We start from the raw sequence: 15,945 nt of genomic DNA on the forward strand, positions 1-15,945 counted from the left end.
GATCGACGGTGACCACCACTTTCTCTTCGGCAATCCCGAGCTTCTTGGCGGAAGCGTCAATAATCCGTTTATTGGCCTGATGCGGCACGAACCAGTCGAGATCCTGCGCCGTTATACCGGCCTCGCCGAAGGTCGCCTCGATGACGTCTGTGATCATGCCGACCGCATGCTTGAACACTTCGCGGCCTTCCATCCTCAGATGGCCCACGGTTCCCGTGGTCGAGGGGCCGCCGTCGACGAAGAGCTTGTCCTTGTGCACGCCGTCCGAGCGCAGGCTGGCCGCCAGAACGCCGCGATCGGTGATCGCGCTGGCGCCCTCTTCCGCTTCGAGAACCAGCGCGCCGGCGCCGTCGCCGAACAAAACGCAGGTCGAACGATCGTTCCAGTCGAGGATGCGCGAGAATGTTTCCGAGCCAATCACCAGGACGCGTTTGGCGAGGCCGCCGCGGATGTAAAGGTCAGCAGTCGCAACGGCATAAACGAAGCCCGAGCACACGGCCTGCATGTCGAAGGCGAAGCCGTGATGCATGCCGAGCCGGTTCTGGATTTCGACAGCCGTCGCCGGGAAGGTGTTGTTGGGCGTCGAGGTCGCCAGGATGATGAGGTCGATATCGGCGGGCGTCATGCCGGCGCTGTCGAGCGCGGCGCGCGCCGCCGCTTCTCCGAGCGAGGCCGTCGTCTCGTCGTCGGCCGCGACGTGGCGCTGGCGAATGCCGGTGCGCTGGACGATCCATTCGTCGGATGTCTCGACCATGCCTTCGAAGTCGGCATTCTTCATGATGCGGCGGGGCAGCGCGGCACCGTTGCCGCGCACGACTGATCTGATCAAGGCTCGTTCCTATTCCTCGGCGTCGGCGGCGACACCGGATTTCCTGTTTGCCTGCGCGGTCGGGTTGCGCGCATGGAACAGATCGAGGTCGGCCTCGATCCGGTCAAGCAGATTGTTGCGCACCATGTCGTAGCCGAGCTCGATGGCCGCCGCGAAGCCATCCGAATCGGCACCGCCATGGCTCTTCACCACGATGCCGTTCAACCCCAGGAAGACGCCGCCATTGGAGCGACCGACGTCCATCTTCTCGCGCAGCCTGTCGAAGGCGCCCTTGGCGAAGACATAGCCGATCTTGGCCATGAGCGTGCGGCTCATGGCGGCGCGTAGATAGCCGGCGATCTGCCTTGCCGTGCCTTCTGCCGTCTTGAGCGCGATGTTGCCGGCAAAGCCCTCGGTGACCACCACGTCGACCGTGCCCTTGCCGATGTCGTCGCCCTCGACGAAGCCGCGATAATTCATGGAGGCCATGTTGGCCTCGCGCAGCATGCGGCCGGCTTCCTTGACCTCTTCCTGGCCTTTGATCTCCTCGACGCCGACATTGAGCAGGCCGACGCTCGGGCGCTCGATACCGAACACCGAGCGCGCCATGCCGGTGCCCAGGATGGCGAAATCGATAAGCTGATGCGCATCGGCGCCGATGGTGGCGCCGACGTCAAGCACCACACTTTCGCCGCGCGTCGTGGGCCAAAGCGCCGCGATCGCCGGGCGGTCGATGGTGGCCATGGTGCGCAGGCAGAATTTCGACATGGCCATCAGCGCGCCGGTGTTGCCGGCCGAGATACAGGCCTGCGCGCCGCCGTTCTTGACTGCCTCTACGGCTTTCCACATCGACGACTTCCAGCGGCCGTGGCGCAGGGCCTGGCTCGGCTTGTCGTCCATGCGCACGGCGATCTCGCAATGGACGAACTCGCTCACCTCGCCGAGTTTCGGGAACTTGGCGAGCTCGGGACGCACCACGTCCTCGCGGCCGTAGATGACGAAGCGGATGTCAGGACGGCGGATGGCGACGGTCATCAGCGCCGGGATGACCACGCTCGGTCCGTGATCGCCGCCCATGGCATCGATGGAAATCCTGATCACGTAGTCTTTTTCTCACGGTTTGCCTGGCTTGCGGCGGACGCCTGCCTAGGTAAGGGGGCTCGCGAAGGTTCGGCGAAAATAGCGGTTTTGCGCTTGCGCACAACCAACTTTTCCAAAATCCCGGCCACTCTCAGGATTTTCCGAGCAGCGAACGCAGCTTTTTCTGGAACTCGCTTTCTTCCGGTGGACTGTCGCCGGCGACGTCGAGTGAGGCATCCGCCTTGCGCGGATAAGGGTCGATCGCCAAGCCGAAAAACTGCTCTGCCAGCGCGCCGACATCGATCGTGTCGCCGGAAAATGTCTCCGGACTGTCCGGTCCGTCGGCGTCGAGGATGATCTCGCCGCCGCCCTCGAAACCCTCGCGCCCAAGCTTCGACTGCTCGGGCAGAAACAGCGCCTCGACCGGCTCGTCGATATGCGCGGCGACCGGGTCCAGGGTAACGATGCAGGCTTGCGTGATGTCGGCCTCGACGCGACCGGTGACCTTGACGCCGTTGCGCTTCCAGGAGGCCACAAGCAGCTCGGCGCGATAGCTTTCGACCGAAAGCAGGTCATATTCGGCGGCCAGTGCCGCGCGTTGGCGCTCATCGGCCTCGACCAGGACAGGCAGGCCCCTTTGCGGCAGCCGCGCGACATTGGCGACAAAGGACACGGGGCTGCGCAATTCGACGTCTTTCATGACGGCCTCCTTCACGCGGCCCCGGCGACCGGGAACGCGGCGGCGCCGGCGACGATCGATTCGGTCGGCTGCGCGGCAAGCGTCCGCGAGGCCCCGCCGACATAGTCCGCCAGCAGCGGCGCCTGCGGCCAGGAACCGGCGTCCGGCCTGACGTTGCGGGCGAGTGCGGCCGCAAGCGCCACCCGATCATTCGCTTCGAGCGCCTCGTCATAAGCGGCCGTGCGGCCGTAAAACATCTTTGCCAGCTTCTTCATGCGCTTGGGCACGCCGACATCGCTGATGCCGAGCTCACGCAGCGAATGCTCGACATCGAGGAAGAACTCGTCGATCAGCACTTGCGCGACCTCGGCGGCCACGCCCTGCTCGCCACGCAGCCGGTGCTGAACGAGATACATGTGCAGCGACAGCATCTCGAAGCGGCCGAGCGGCGTATCCGGCACATTCCAGTCCGAATAAAACACCGTTTGCCGCGCCGCCGCCACGATTCGTGCGTAGAGCGCGTCGGTGATAGCGCGGTTGGCGTTGCGTTCGCGGCCAAAAAGGCGCTGGAACATTGAGGGCGGTCTCCCGGGGACCTGTTGTTTGATTTGGCCTTGTTGCATCGGCGTCGAAGCTGGTTTACCGGTTTTGCGGCCCAGCGCAAGTTGCGGGGATGTTATGGAGAATTGTTGTTGGGTGCGCTGAAATTCAAGTCGTTCTTTGCGCCCGCCCCGGTGGGCGTGGCTTCGCTGCTGGTCGTGGTATCAGCGCTTTCCGCCTGCAATTCGTCCAAGATGTTCGGCGATCTCCATCCAAGCCAGACGCTGACGAAGGGCTACGTCATCGACCAGCAGGCGATCGATTCGGTGCCGGTCGGGTCGAGCCGGGAACAGGTGCTTTTGGCGCTGGGAACGCCGTCGACGACGGCGACCTTCGATAACGAGGCCTTCTACTACATCTCGCAAACACGCAAACGCTACGTCGCCTTCGACAATCCCCGCATCGTCGACCAGCATGTGCTGGCGGTCTATTTCGGCGCGGACGGCCGTGTCACCCAGATCGCCAATTACGGTCTCAAGGACGGCAAGGTCTTCGACTTCATCTCGAGGACGACGCCGACCGGCGGTAAGGACCAGAACTTCCTCAGCCAGATCATCAGCGGCGCCAGCAAGCTGGCGCCCGGCATCCCCGGCGGCGGCAGCGGCGGTACGCCTTAAGTCTATCGACGACCTGCAGAACAATCAAACCCCGCCGCCTCGCCGGCGGGTTTTGTTTAGGCGCGGCCAGACGCATACTTGCTTATATTCCGGCATCCCCCTATCAATTTGCTGGGGATTGGGGACGGTCATGAGCAACAGCGATCGTACTGTGCCGCAAGGTTGGATGGCGACAGGCACGCCAGACCGGCAAACCGTGACACCTGACTGGCTTGTCGTCGAAGCGCCGGCGATCGACGGCGTCGCGCTCAAGGAAATCCGACCCGTCGCGACTTCGACCGGCTACCTCACCGAGGTTTTTCGCGAGGAATGGGATCTCGACGGACTTCCGGTCGGACAGGTGTTTCAGCGCACGCTTTATCCGGGCGCGGTGACGGGATGGCATGCCCATGGCGTCACAACCGACCGGCTTTTTTGCTCGGTGGGCAGCGTTCGACTCTCGCTGTTCGACGGTCGCAAGGCCTCGCCGACATTCGGCACGGTTTGGCACAAGATTGTCGGAGCGGTCAGGCCCGCCATCGTCGTCATTCCGCCCGGCGTCTGGCACGGTGTCGTCGCGCTCGGACCGGAGACTGCTTTGGTCCTCAACCTCGTCGACAAGGCCTATGCCTATGACGCGCCCGACCATTGGCGCCTGCCGCCGGACACCGAACAGATCCCCTACAAGCTGGTGTAGCGTGGAACAGCCCGGTCAAGGCGCGGCGATCGGACCGATCGAACCGCTGGTCTCGGTCGTGATAGCGACGCACAATCGTCCGGCGGTGCTGCATCAAACGCTGAAGAGCCTCGTCGGCCAGACCCTGCAGGACTGGGAAGCCATGGTGATTGGTGACGCGTGCCGGCCGGACACCGCGACAACGGTTGCCGCTTTCGGCGACGCCCGCATCTCCTATATCGATCTTCCCGTGAACTTCGGCGAGCAGTCGGGGCCAAACAATATCGGCTTTGCCAGAGCACGCGGCCGTTTCGTTGCCATATTGAACCATGACGACCTATGGTTTCCCGACCATCTGACGTCAATGAGCGGCTGGATCGACGCCACCGGCGCCGATGTGGTGATCACCCGGGGTGCGGTCATCGAGTCGGCCGCGAGCAAAGGTTCCAGGCATATGATCCTGGGTACGGGGCGGAACGGCTTCTATGACCCGGTCACCACAGTCGGCTTCGGCTCCGCGCAAATGATCCGGAGAACGTCGCTGCCAAGGCTTGGGCCATGGCGCCCGGCCAGCCAGTGCGTCTGCGAGAGTTCCCAGGACTGGCTGTTCCGTGCATGGCGCAAGGGTGCGGTGATTGCGACAATGCCGCATCTGACCGTGCTCATGCTCCATTCGGGCAAGCGCGAAGGCAGCTATGCGCGTGATACGGCGCAGGAGCAGGAAGAACTGATGAACGCGATGAGTTCGCCAGACGCGTTGCGCGTCAGGATTCTCGGCAACGCCGAGGAACCGGCGCCCCTCAAGCGCTTCCGCTACCTCAAACGCAGGTTGCTGGCTGCCCTCGGCATACATCCGCGAGCGCGTTCCTTCCGCCGCCAATTTCGCCACGGCGCGTTCATTGCCATGCTGCGCCAGACTCGCGGCTTACCGCCAATGCCCGAACGAGAACCGGATGCCGAAGCGTTGCTGGCCCACTATCGCCACGACAGCGAAAGGCCAGAGGCCAGTTGAGTGCCCCCTCCGGGGCGGAAAGCATGAAGGATGTCATGCCGAAAAACAAAGCCCGCGGGATCGCTCCCGCGGGCTTTGTCATGGAATAGCCGCTTCGATCAGCCGTGCGCGAGCACGGCGAGCAGGAGCAGCGCGACGATGTTGGTGATCTTGATCGCCGGGTTGACGGCCGGGCCGGCGGTGTCCTTGTAGGGATCGCCGACGGTGTCGCCAGTGACCGAGGCCTTGTGCGCGTCGGAGCCCTTCAGGTGCTTGACGCCGTCCTTGTCGGTGAAGCCATCCTCGAACGACTTCTTGGCGTTGTCCCAGGCGCCGCCGCCGGAGGTCATCGAGATGGCGACGAAGAGGCCGTTGACTATGACGCCGAGCAGCGAGGCGCCGAGCGCCGCGAAGGCCGAGGCCTTGGAGCCGGAGATCAGCAGCACGCCGAAATAGACGACGAGCGGCGCAAGCACCGGCAGCAGCGACGGGACGATCATTTCCCGGATCGCCGCCCTGGTCAGGATGTCGACGGCGCGTGCGTAGTTCGGCTTCGAGGTGCCGGCCATGATGCCCTTGTCCTCGCGGAACTGCTTGCGCACTTCCTCGACGATGGAGCCCGCGGCCCGGCCGACGGCGGTCATCGCGATGCCGCCGAACAGATAGGGGATCAGGCCGCCGAAAATCAGGCCGGCGACGACATACGGGTTGGAGAGGTCGAAGGAGATCTCGCCCATGCCCTGGAAGTAGGGATATTTGTCGCCATTGGCGGCAAAGAACCGGAGATCGTTCGAGTAGGCCGCGAACAGCACCAGCGCGCCAAGGCCGGCCGAGCCGATGGCATAGCCCTTGGTGACGGCCTTGGTGGTGTTGCCGACGGCGTCGAGCGCATCGGTCGAGTGGCGCACTTCCTTCGGCAGGCCGGCCATTTCGGCGATGCCGCCGGCATTGTCGGTGACCGGGCCGAAGGCGTCGAGCGCCACGATCATGCCGGCAAGGCCGAGCATGGTGGTCACGGCGATCGCGGTGCCGAAGAGACCGCCGAGCTGGTAGGTGGCGATGATGCCGCCGACGATGACGATGGCCGGCAGCGCCGTCGATTCCAGCGAGACCGCGAGACCTTGGATGACGTTGGTGCCGTGGCCGGTCACCGACGCCTGGGCGATCGAGTTCACCGGACGCTTGTTGGTGCCGGTGTAGTATTCGGTGATCACCACGATCAAACCGGTCACCAAGAGGCCGATCAGGCCGCAGATGAACAGGTTCTTGCCGATGACGGCGATGCCCCCGACGGTGCCGACCTCGCCCCAGCCGATCGTGGCGGAAGTAGCGACGGCAAGACCGATGATCGACAGCAGTCCGGTGACGATCAGGCCTTTGTAGAGCGCGCCCATGATCGAGCCGTTGGACCCAAGCTTGACGAAGAAGGTGCCGACGATCGAGGTCAGGATGCAGGCGCCGCAGATGGCCAGCGGATAGAGCATGGCCGCGCCCAGCGCGGCCGTGCCGCCGAAGAAGATGGCGGCCAGCACCATGGTGGCGACGACGGTGACCGCATAGGTCTCGAACAGGTCGGCGGCCATGCCGGCGCAGTCGCCGACATTGTCGCCGACATTGTCGGCGATGGTGGCCGGGTTGCGTGGATCGTCTTCGGGAATGCCGGCCTCGACCTTGCCGACGAGGTCGCCGCCGACATCCGCGCCCTTGGTGAAGATGCCGCCGCCGAGACGGGCGAAGATCGAGATGAACGAAGCGCCGAAGCCGAGCGAGACCAGCGAGTCGATGACGACGCGGTCGTTTGGCTGCAGGCCCATCGGGCCGGTCAGGATGGCGTAATAGATCGAGACGCCGAGCAGCGCCAGGCCCGCAACCAGCAGGCCGGTGATGGCGCCGGACTTGAAGGCGATGTCGAGGCCGGCTGCGAGGCTGTTGGACGCGGCCTGCGCGGTGCGCACGTTGGCACGCACCGAGACATGCATGCCGATGAAGCCCGCGGCGCCCGAAAGCACGGCGCCGATCAGGAAACCGATCGCGGAGGTGATGGAGAGCAGCCACCAGGCAAGCAGGAGCACGACGATGCCGACGACGGCGATGGTGGTGTACTGACGCGCCAGATAGGCCTGGGCGCCTTCGCGAATGGCTGCGGAGATTTCCTGCATGCGCTGATTGCCCTGATCGGACGCAAGGACCGACCGTGTCGCCCAGATGGCGTAAAGGACTGAAAGCAAGCCGCAGGCGATGACGGCGGTAATGATGGTCATTGCCGGATTTTCCTCGATTGTTGGCCCAAAAGAACCCCTCCCTGGGCCGTTGGAACGGAGATGGATACCGCGCTCGGATTCCACCCCTTGGTTGGGGTGTATGCGAAACAGGGCTTGGAACGTCAAGATATTGTTCGGTTTTTGCCCGGCTTTCGCCCAAAAGAAGAGGGCAGTAAACGTTATGCCAGAGCAAGCCGAGGATTAGATCGATTGAAATGACGCTGGGGACCTTCGTCGATCCGCGGAGCGTTATTCCGCCCCCTGCCCCATGCGGCGCGCGGCGTAGCGCTCGATTGCCGACAAGCCATCATAGATCAGCACAGCAAGCGCCGCGACGATCAGTCCGCCCTGTAGAACGAAGGCAAGGTTGTTGGAGATAAGGCCGGCGATGATGACCTCGCCCAGTGTCTTGGCGGCAACCGTCGAGCCGATGGTCGCGGTGGCGAGGCTGATGACCATCGAGAGCCGGATGCCGCCGAGGATCACCGGAGCGCTCAGCGGCAGCTCGACCTTCATCAGCCTTTGCCAGCCGGTCATGCCGGCGCCGCGCGCCGCTTCCATCACATTGCCGGGCAACGTGGTGAGCGCCGTCAGCGCGTTCTCGAAGATCGGCAGCAGGCCATAGAGGAAGAGCGCGATCAGCGTCGGCTTCTCGCCGAAGCCGACGGCCGGCACGGCAAGCGCCAGCACGGCAACCGGCGGGAAGGTCTGGCCGATATTGACCAGGCTGCGCGACAAGGGCAGGAACTCGGCGCCAGCCGGCCTGGTGACCAGGATGGCCAGCGCCACCGCGACGATCGTCGCGGCCACCGTCGCGATCAGGACGGTGCGCAGATGCTGCAGGGTCAGCGTCAGAAGGCTGCCCTGGTTGTAGATCGCCGGCGCGCCATTTTCCGTCAGCGGTTTCAGCAGCGGCTCGAACCAGTTGGGGCTGGTGATGAAGACCACCAGCAGCACCAGCACGGCCAACCTCAGCAGCGCGGGCAGCCAGGCCTTCATGCCGGCCTCGCCCGCTTCACCAGCCCTTCGACGGTGATGCGGCCGATGAGCTTGCCGTTGCCGTCCTTGACCGGCAGCGCCGGGCGACCCGTCCACAGAAGCTCGGCCAATGCGTCGCGCTGGCTGGCGTCGCCGGGGATCGCCTCGCCCTCTGCGCCACCGGGCTCCACGGCGTCGCGCGCGCGGCCGAGCGAGAGCAGCCGGAACGGCCGCTCGCTGGAGCCGACCAGGGTCTCGACGAAGCCATTTGCGGGCCTCGCCAGGATCTCCGCCGGCTTGGCGTATTGCAGCACTTTGCCGGCGTCCATGACGGCGATCTTGTCGCCCATATGCACCGCCTCCTCCATGTCGTGCGTGACCAGGATGATGGTGGTGCCGAAGCGCTTCTGGATCGCCAGCAGATCCTCCTGCGCCTTCGTGCGTATGATCGGGTCGAGCGCGCCGAAGGGCTCGTCCATCAAAAGCACGTTGGGTTCCGCGGCGAGCGCGCGGGCAACGCCGACGCGCTGCTGCTGACCGCCGGAGAGCTCATGCGGGTAGCGCGGACCATAGGCCTGCGGATCAAGCTGGTAGAGCGTCATCAACTCGTCGACACGAGCCTTGATGCGGTCCTTGCCCCAACCGAGCAGCACCGGCACCGTGGCGATGTTCTGCGCCACGGTGCGGTGCGGGAAAAGGCCGTGGCCCTGGATGGCATAGCCGATGCTGCGGCGCAGCTCGTATCCGGGCAGGGAGCGATTGTCGGCGCCGTCGATCTTGATGACGCCCGAAGTCGGCTCGACAAGCCGGTTGATCATCCTGAGCAGCGTCGTCTTGCCGGAGCCGGAGGTGCCGACGATGACGGCGATGGTGCGCGGCTCGATGACCATCGAGACATCGTCGACGACGGCCGCTCCGTTGTAGCGCTTGCTGATACCTTCGATCTCGATCATGCGGAGTCTATCCTGCGCCTGGTGGAGGTCATTTCGATAATCGCGTCGAGGATGATGGCCGCGGCGAAGGCCAGCGCCACGGTCGGCACCGCGCCGAGCAGCACCAAGTCCATCGCCGTCTGGCCAATGCCCTGGAAGACGAACACGCCGAAGCCGCCGCCGCCGATCAGCGCCGCGATCGTGGCGAGGCCGATGTTCTGCACCAGAACGATGCGGATGCCCGCCAGGATCACCGGAAAGGCAAGCGGGAACTCGACATCGAGCAGACGCTGTCGGTCGGTCATGCCCATGCCGCGCGCGGCGTCATTGGCCGCACGGGGTACACCAGCCAGCCCGACGACGGTGTTCGCCACCACCGGCAGCAGCGAATAGAGGAAGAGCGCCACAAAGGCGGGCGCGGTTCCTATGCCCCTGATGCCGACCGCGGCGGCACCCGGCACATGCAGTGCGACCCAGCCGAGCGGCGCGATCAGCAGGCCGAAGAGCGCGATCGAAGGAATGGTCTGGATGATGTTGAGCACATTGAGGACGCCATCCCGCAACCGCTCGACGCGGTGGCACAGAATGCCAAGCGGTATGCCGACGATGACCGCCCCGGCCAGCGAGCCGAGCGCCAGCGTGACGTGCTTGGAAGCTTCGGTCCAGAAGCTGTCGGCGCGGCTGGCATATTCCTTGAGGATGGAAAGGCTGTCCCAAAGCCCCGACACGAGCAGCGCGCCGATGGCGAGCGCGGCGACCGCAAGAACGCCGATGCGCGCCAAGGGCGACAGGTTCAGCCTGGTCAGCACATCGGCCAGGAGCAGGACAAACGCGAAGGCGAGCAGCCAGAAACCGGAGGCCGGCGCGACACGCGCGAAAGTGTTGCCGTCGGGCGTCAGAAAACCGCCGGCGACACCGATCAGGATGACGAGGGCGACAAGCGCAACCAGGCTGGCCACCATCCTCAGGATGAGCGGCGTCCTCACCAGCGCGACGATGCCGCCGGCGATCACTATCGCCAGCAACAGGATCCCAAGCGCCGATGGCAAGGCCTCGAGGATCGAGCGCGCCTGTCCGGGCACGATACGGTTGGCGCGGAACGTGGCAAAGGGCGCGGCCAAGGCAGCGTAGGCGACGATCGCGGCGATCACGACGCCGAGCTTGTCGAAGCGGATGGTCACGATCGTCCCCAATCGAGCCGGCTCGCCACGAACATGGCGCGCCGGGATCACCTTACTTCAAGAAGCCGTTCTTCTTGAGGAAATCCTCCGCCACCCCCTTGGCAGGCTCGCCACCCAGTTGCACACGGCCGTTGAGCTGTTGCAGCGTGGTAAGGTCGAGCTTGGCGAAAACCGGCTTCAGCAGCGCCTCGATCTCGGGATGTTCCTTCAGCACCTTCTCGCGGATGATCGGCGCCGGCTGGTAGACCGGCTGCACGTTCTTGTCGTCCTGGAGAACGACAAGGCCAGAGGGCTGGATGCCGCCGTCGGTGCCGTAAACCATGGCGGCGTTGGCGCCGTTGGTCTGGTTGGCGGCGGCCGCGATGGTCGCCGCGGTGTCGCCACCGGAGAGTGTGATCAGCTGGTCCGGTTTCAGCGTGAAGCCGTATGTCGTCTGAAAGGCCGGGAGCGCCGCCGCCGAATTGACGAACTCGGCGGAGGCAGCGAGCACAACCTTGCCGCCGCCCGAGACGTATTTGCCGAAGTCCGAGAGCGTGACGAGCTTGTTCTCGTCGGCCACCTCCTTGCGCAGCGCGATCGCCCAGGTGTTGTTGGCAGGCGACGGCGACAGCCAGACGATCTTGTTGGCGTCATAATCGAGCTTCTTGGCGGTTTCGTAGGCCTTGGCGGCATCCTTCCAGACCGGATCGTCGGCCTTCTGGAAGAAGAAGGCAGCGTTGCCCGTGTATTCCGGATAGATGTCGATCTCGCCGGCGGTGATCGCCTTGCGCACCACAGGCGTCGCACCAAGCTGGACGCGGTCGGTGGTCTTGATGTTGTTGGCGTTGAGCACGAGCTGGATGATGTTGCCTAGCACGCCGCCTTCGGTATCGATCTTTGAGGAGACAACCACCTGGGCGCTGGCCGAGGCAGTGGCAAGGCCGAGCGCAATGGCTGCTACGGCGAGCTTTCCGACTGAAAACATTGTGAATCCCTTGCTGTGAACCGATTGATCGGTGGCTGTATATGAGCACGGCTTTAACGGGCAGTCGGAGTACACGGTTTCATAACTAGGGGGACAGGCGCAATAATTTTGTTCGATCCGACAAAAGCGCTGCTCCATTCGACATAGCGCAATGCCGACCTAAGGCCGGCTGGCGGCTTGCCCCATTTTGCGAAATATTGGGAAAGGCGGGTCGGCGGCCAAAACAGGAGTGTGTCATGGCCAAGCACAAAGTCGGCTATCTCATCGGCAGCCTCGCCAAGGGCTCCATCAACCGCAAGCTTGCGAAGGCTCTCGTCAAACTGGCGCCGCCGGAACTTGAGATGACGGAAATCCCCTTCAAGGACCTGCCGCTCTACAGCTATGACTATGACGCCGCCTTCCCGCCTGTCGCCCTGGAGTTCAAGAAAGCCATCGCGTCCGTCCAGGCGGTGCTTTTCGTCACGCCGGAGTACAACCGATCGATCCCCGGCGGTCTGAAGAACGCAATCGATTGGGCCAGCCGGCCGTACGGCAAGAACTCTTTTGCCCGCAAACCGACTGCCGTCATCGGAACCTCACCCGGCGCAATCGCGACAGCCGTCGCCCAGCAAAGCCTGCGCAGCGTGCTCAGCTTCTGCAACGCGCCCCAGATGAACTCGCCCGAAGCCTACATTCAGTTCACCCCGGGACTCATCACCGACGATGGCGATGTGACGGTGGCGTCAACAGAGACATTCCTGCGCAACTACATGCAGGAGTTCCACATGTTCATCGCGCGAGTCCTACAGGTGCTTCCCCCGAATGCCTGATGCTGGTCGTTCAGGCAGGTGTTCAAGAGGCCGGAAGATGGTCGGGCGCCTTCTTCAAAATTTGGGAGCGCCCACCAACTTCAACGTGCCGAGCGCGACAAAGCAGAGCAGGACGACCGGGAACACGATCCAGTTCAGCATGGTCCAGCCCCAGGCGTTGTAGATCGCGCCTGACATCAGCGAGGAGAATGCGACGGAGCCGAACAGGACGAAGTCGTGGAAACCTTGGACCTTGCTCTTCTCGGAGGGCCGGTAGCTGGCGGCGACCATTGCGGTTGCGCCGATGAAGCCGAAATTCCAGCCGAGGCCGAGCAGGATCAACGCGGTCCAGAACTGCCACAGGGCCAGACCGGAAAGCGCCACGGCGCCGCAGCCGATCAACAGGACAAGGCCGGTGGCGACGATGCGCTCGGCGCCGAAGCGATGGATCAGCCTCCCGGTGAAGAAGCTCGGTCCGAACATGGCCATGACGTGCCAGGAAATGCCGAGCGTGGCATTGTCCTCCGACAGGCCGCAGCCGACCATCGCGAGCGGCGCGCCGGTCATGACGAAGCTCATCAGCGCGTAACTGCCGACGGTGCAGAAAAGTGCCGCGACGAAGCGCGGCTGGGTAACGATTTCGATCAGCGGGCGGGCATCGCTTGCAGCGGTTTCAGTGACGGTGTTGGCCCTTGACGGCACACGCAGGAACGACAGGATGAGCGCGCCGACCGCCGCCAGCGGCAGGATCGAGGCGAAGGATCCCGCGAACATCACCGGGGCCAGCAATTCGCGCGTGTAGATCACAATCTGGGGCCCGAGAACGGCGGTGATGATGCCGCCGGCCAGCACGAAGGAGATGGCGCGCGCCTTGAACTCCGGCGGCGCGTTGTCGGCAGCGGCGAAGCGGAACTGCTGGACGAAGGCGCCGCCGACGCCGATGACGCACAGGCCGAAGGCGAACAGCCAAAAGCTCGACTGGAATAGCGCCAGGGTCGCGATCAGGCCGCCGAATGCGGTGACCACGGTGCCGGTCATGAAGCCGCCGCGATGACCGAGGCTGCGGATGATGGCGGCAGCCGGCAACGCGCCGAGCGCCACGCCGAGATTGAAACCTGTGATCGGCGCCGTCGCCAGCGACTTGTCGGGTCCGAGCAGGTATTGCCCCGCGAGCGCGCCTAGCGAAATGGCGATCGGCGCGGCCGATCCGACAATCGCCTGCGCGGCGGCAAGCAGGACGGCGGTTCGGCGCCCTTCCCTGCCGGTCTCGACGATCGCCGCTGTCGCGGTCGTCACGAAGCGTCCTTGCCACGTCCCTCGCCGCGTACCCGGCGCGAGACGCGATCAAGGACGGCGTTGACCAGTTTCGGCTCGTCTTCCTCGTAGAACGCCTTGGCAATGTCGACATATTCGGAGACGATGACGGCCACCGGCACATCCTCGCGCTTCATCAGCTCATAGACGCCGGCGCGCAGGATGGCGCGCAGCGTCGAATCCAGCCGCGACAGCGGCCAGTCCTCGGTCAGCGCCTGGCGAATGATGGGATCGATGGTCTTCTGGTTCTCGACGACGCCGGTCAGGATGGCGCGGAACCATTGCGCGTCGGCCTCGCGGTAGAGCGCGCCATCGACTTCCTTGCCTAGGCGGAAGGTCTCGTATTCGGCCGTGATCTCGAAGACGCCGCTGCCGGCCACGTCCATCTGATAGAGCGCTTGGACGGCGGCAAGACGGGCGGCCCCACGCTTGTTGGCGTGGCGCACCGCTCCGGTCGAGGCAGGCTCGGTCACGATTGGGCTCCGAATTTCTCTTTGAGCGCGATCATGGTCAGCGCCGCGCGCGCCGCGAAGCCGCCCTTGTCGCCTTCCGTCCTTCGCGCACGCGTCCATGCCTGCGCGTCGTTCTCCGTGGTAAGGATGCCGTTGCCGATTGCGATCGCCTCCTGCACCGAAAGGTCCATCAGGGCGCGGCTCGATTCATTGGCGACGATGTCGAAATGATAGGTATCGCCGCGAATGATGGTGCCAAGCGCGACGAAGCCGTCATAATGGATGCCGCCTTCTGCGGCGCCATCGAGCGCGAAGGTGATGACGGCCGGTATTTCGAGCGAACCGGGAACCGTCACCACATCATAGGTGGCGCCGGCCTCATCGAGCGCGCCGGTCGCGCCTTCGAGCAGAGCGTCGGCGAGATCGTCGTGAAAGCGCGCTTCGACAATGAGCAGATGCGCCTTCGCCTTCGGGCGAATGAACGCTTTGCCGTGTTGGGATGTGCCAGCCATAAAAGTCTCCGGGGGGTTGCCGGTGACTTAGGCCGAAGCGGGGTTGATCGCAAGCACAAGATTGCCGAACCGAAGCCGACGCTGCGTCTCTCGACGGATTCGGGTCCCGCGCGGCGCTCTCTCTCAGCACGTTCCTGGCTAGGCAGGGGCAGCCTCGATGATCGAGATCGCTGCCCGGGTGCCGATAACCCGCTCGAGCTTCAGTCCCGCGCCCTCGAACAGCCTGGCATATTGGGCCTCCGTCCGCTCCAGGCCGCCGGTGACCGCAAGCATGACCACGTCGATGGCCTTGATCTGATCCGGCTCGTCGCCAGGAGGGACGAGTGTTTCGGCCACGAGCACCCTGCCATGCGCTGGCATGGCCTCGCGGCAACGTCGCAGGATCAGCCCCGCACGTTCATCGTTCCAGTCGTGGATGACCTTCTTGATCACGTAGATATCGCCAACCGGGACATTCTCGAAGAAGTTGCCTGCGACGAAGTCGGTGCGCGGCAGATCGCCGCCAGCGCCCCGGCGCGCCGCCGCCACCCCGGGCGGCAGATCGAGCAGAACGCCGCTCAAATGGGGATTGCGGGCGAGGATGGCCGAAAGGAGCTGTCCATGCCCGCCGCCGACATCGACGACCCGTGTGTATCGGCTGAAATCATAGGCGTCGGCGACCGCCTCGTTGGTGCCTTGGCTCAAGGCAACCATGGCGCGCTGAAACAGGGCAGCCTGTTCCGGGTGGGCCGAAAGCCAATCGAATCTCGGGCTTCCGAATACCTTGTCGAAGGCCGGCTTTCCCGTGCGGACGGAATGCAGAAGCTGCTCGAAGGCGAGATAGGCTTCGCTGTTGATCATCCGGATGAAGTCACGCGGTCCGGGCCGATCGGAACGAAGCGCCGCGCCGACCTCGGTCAAGGCAAAATGACGAGGGGGATTTTCGGTGAAGACGCCCTCCGGTGCCAAAAGCCGCATCACGCGATAGAGCGGCTCCGCATCCGCCTTCGTGGCGGCCGCCAAGTCTTCAACCGACTGCTCGCCGGAAACCAGAAGATCGGGAATACCGAGTTCGATAACAACCCGCAGCGCCTGTGACACCGCAAATCCGAAGCCAAGCTTCGCCGCTTGTTGCGATGGGCTGCTCATGGCTT

At 64.3% G+C, this 15,945-nt stretch carries 18 protein-coding genes; 5 read left to right on the forward strand and 13 right to left on the reverse strand.

What is annotated here, in order from left to right; all coding sequences use genetic code 11:
• The 4 genes from FJW06_RS28940 to FJW06_RS28955 form a co-directional block, all read right to left on the reverse strand.
• Positions 1–829: beta-ketoacyl-ACP synthase III (locus tag FJW06_RS28940; protein WP_140756934.1), on the reverse strand; the 829-nt coding region annotated here is incomplete at its 3' end.
• 9 nt (positions 830–838) lie between these two features.
• Complete coding sequence (gene plsX / locus FJW06_RS28945; RefSeq protein WP_140756936.1) at positions 839–1,909, reverse strand: phosphate acyltransferase PlsX; 1,071 nt, start codon at positions 1,907–1,909, stop codon at positions 839–841.
• 130 nt (positions 1,910–2,039) lie between these two features.
• Positions 2,040–2,588, reverse strand: coding sequence for a YceD family protein (locus FJW06_RS28950; RefSeq protein ID WP_140756938.1), 549 nt, complete (start codon positions 2,586–2,588; stop codon positions 2,040–2,042).
• An 11-nt stretch (positions 2,589–2,599) separates the two neighbouring features.
• Positions 2,600–3,142 (reverse strand): ubiquinol-cytochrome C chaperone family protein, encoded by a 543-nt coding sequence (locus tag FJW06_RS28955; protein WP_140756940.1) that lies wholly within the window; start codon positions 3,140–3,142, stop codon positions 2,600–2,602.
• Between the two features lie 117 nt (positions 3,143–3,259).
• Between FJW06_RS28955 and FJW06_RS28960 the strand changes: the two genes are divergently transcribed.
• From FJW06_RS28960 to FJW06_RS28970, 3 genes are all read left to right on the forward strand, one after another.
• Positions 3,260–3,784 (forward strand): outer membrane protein assembly factor BamE, encoded by a 525-nt coding sequence (locus FJW06_RS28960; RefSeq protein ID WP_140756942.1) that lies wholly within the window; start codon positions 3,260–3,262, stop codon positions 3,782–3,784.
• A 130-nt stretch (positions 3,785–3,914) separates the two neighbouring features.
• Positions 3,915–4,460: a dTDP-4-dehydrorhamnose 3,5-epimerase family protein gene (locus FJW06_RS28965; RefSeq protein ID WP_246674917.1), complete on the forward strand. Its 546-nt coding sequence runs from the start codon at positions 3,915–3,917 to the stop codon at positions 4,458–4,460.
• A gap of 1 nt (position 4,461) precedes the next feature.
• Positions 4,462–5,451, forward strand: coding sequence for a glycosyltransferase family 2 protein (locus FJW06_RS28970; RefSeq protein ID WP_140756944.1), 990 nt, complete (start codon positions 4,462–4,464; stop codon positions 5,449–5,451).
• A 98-nt stretch (positions 5,452–5,549) separates the two neighbouring features.
• Here the strand turns inward: FJW06_RS28970 and FJW06_RS28975 are convergent, their stop codons facing one another.
• Positions 5,550–7,691, reverse strand: a complete 2,142-nt coding sequence (locus FJW06_RS28975) for a sodium-translocating pyrophosphatase (RefSeq protein WP_140756945.1) — start codon at positions 7,689–7,691, stop codon at positions 5,550–5,552.
• Positions 7,692–7,751: 60 nt separating this feature from the next.
• On the opposite strand from FJW06_RS28975, the gene FJW06_RS30345 reads away from it, so the two are divergent.
• Positions 7,752–7,910 (forward strand): hypothetical protein, encoded by a 159-nt coding sequence (locus FJW06_RS30345; RefSeq protein WP_181178654.1) that lies wholly within the window; start codon positions 7,752–7,754, stop codon positions 7,908–7,910.
• A 30-nt stretch (positions 7,911–7,940) separates the two neighbouring features.
• On the opposite strand, the gene FJW06_RS28980 is transcribed toward FJW06_RS30345, so the two are convergent.
• The 4 genes from FJW06_RS28980 to FJW06_RS28995 are packed head-to-tail and all read right to left on the reverse strand — an operon-like array spanning position 7,941 to position 11,746.
• Positions 7,941–8,690, reverse strand: coding sequence for an ABC transporter permease (locus FJW06_RS28980; protein WP_140756947.1), 750 nt, complete (start codon positions 8,688–8,690; stop codon positions 7,941–7,943).
• Positions 8,687–9,622: an ABC transporter ATP-binding protein gene (locus tag FJW06_RS28985; RefSeq protein ID WP_140756949.1), complete on the reverse strand. Its 936-nt coding sequence runs from the start codon at positions 9,620–9,622 to the stop codon at positions 8,687–8,689. The genes FJW06_RS28980 and FJW06_RS28985 overlap by 4 nt, the downstream gene beginning before the upstream one ends.
• Positions 9,619–10,782, reverse strand: a complete 1,164-nt coding sequence (locus tag FJW06_RS28990; RefSeq protein WP_140756951.1) for an ABC transporter permease — start codon at positions 10,780–10,782, stop codon at positions 9,619–9,621. Before FJW06_RS28990 ends, FJW06_RS28985 begins: the two co-directional genes overlap by 4 nt.
• Before the next feature lie 52 nt (positions 10,783–10,834).
• Entirely contained in the window at positions 10,835–11,746 is a 912-nt protein-coding gene (locus tag FJW06_RS28995) for an ABC transporter substrate-binding protein (protein ID WP_140756953.1), read from the reverse strand.
• Positions 11,747–11,982: 236 nt separating this feature from the next.
• Between FJW06_RS28995 and FJW06_RS29000 the strand changes: the two genes are divergently transcribed.
• Entirely contained in the window at positions 11,983–12,555 is a 573-nt protein-coding gene (locus tag FJW06_RS29000) for an NADPH-dependent FMN reductase (RefSeq protein WP_140756955.1), read from the forward strand.
• A gap of 54 nt (positions 12,556–12,609) precedes the next feature.
• Here FJW06_RS29000 and FJW06_RS29005 read toward each other — a convergent pair whose 3' ends face one another.
• From FJW06_RS29005 to FJW06_RS29020, 4 genes are all read right to left on the reverse strand, one after another.
• Positions 12,610–13,830, reverse strand: a complete 1,221-nt coding sequence (locus tag FJW06_RS29005) for an MFS transporter (RefSeq protein WP_246674919.1) — start codon at positions 13,828–13,830, stop codon at positions 12,610–12,612.
• The gene (gene nusB / locus FJW06_RS29010) at positions 13,827–14,321 is read right to left on the reverse strand and encodes a transcription antitermination factor NusB (protein WP_140756956.1); all 495 of its coding nucleotides are present in this window, start codon (positions 14,319–14,321) and stop codon (positions 13,827–13,829) included. Before nusB ends, FJW06_RS29005 begins: the two co-directional genes overlap by 4 nt.
• A complete protein-coding gene (ribH, locus tag FJW06_RS29015) occupies positions 14,318–14,812 on the reverse strand; it encodes a 6,7-dimethyl-8-ribityllumazine synthase (protein ID WP_140756958.1) in 495 nt (164 codons plus the stop codon). Before ribH ends, nusB begins: the two co-directional genes overlap by 4 nt.
• 138 nt (positions 14,813–14,950) lie before the next feature.
• Entirely contained in the window at positions 14,951–15,940 is a 990-nt protein-coding gene (locus tag FJW06_RS29020) for a methyltransferase (RefSeq protein ID WP_140756960.1), read from the reverse strand.
• Positions 15,941–15,945: the final 5 nt, after the last annotated feature.

It is taken from the genome of Mesorhizobium sp. B4-1-3, assembly GCF_006439355.1.
In the GTDB taxonomy this organism is placed as follows: domain Bacteria; phylum Pseudomonadota; class Alphaproteobacteria; order Rhizobiales; family Rhizobiaceae; genus Mesorhizobium.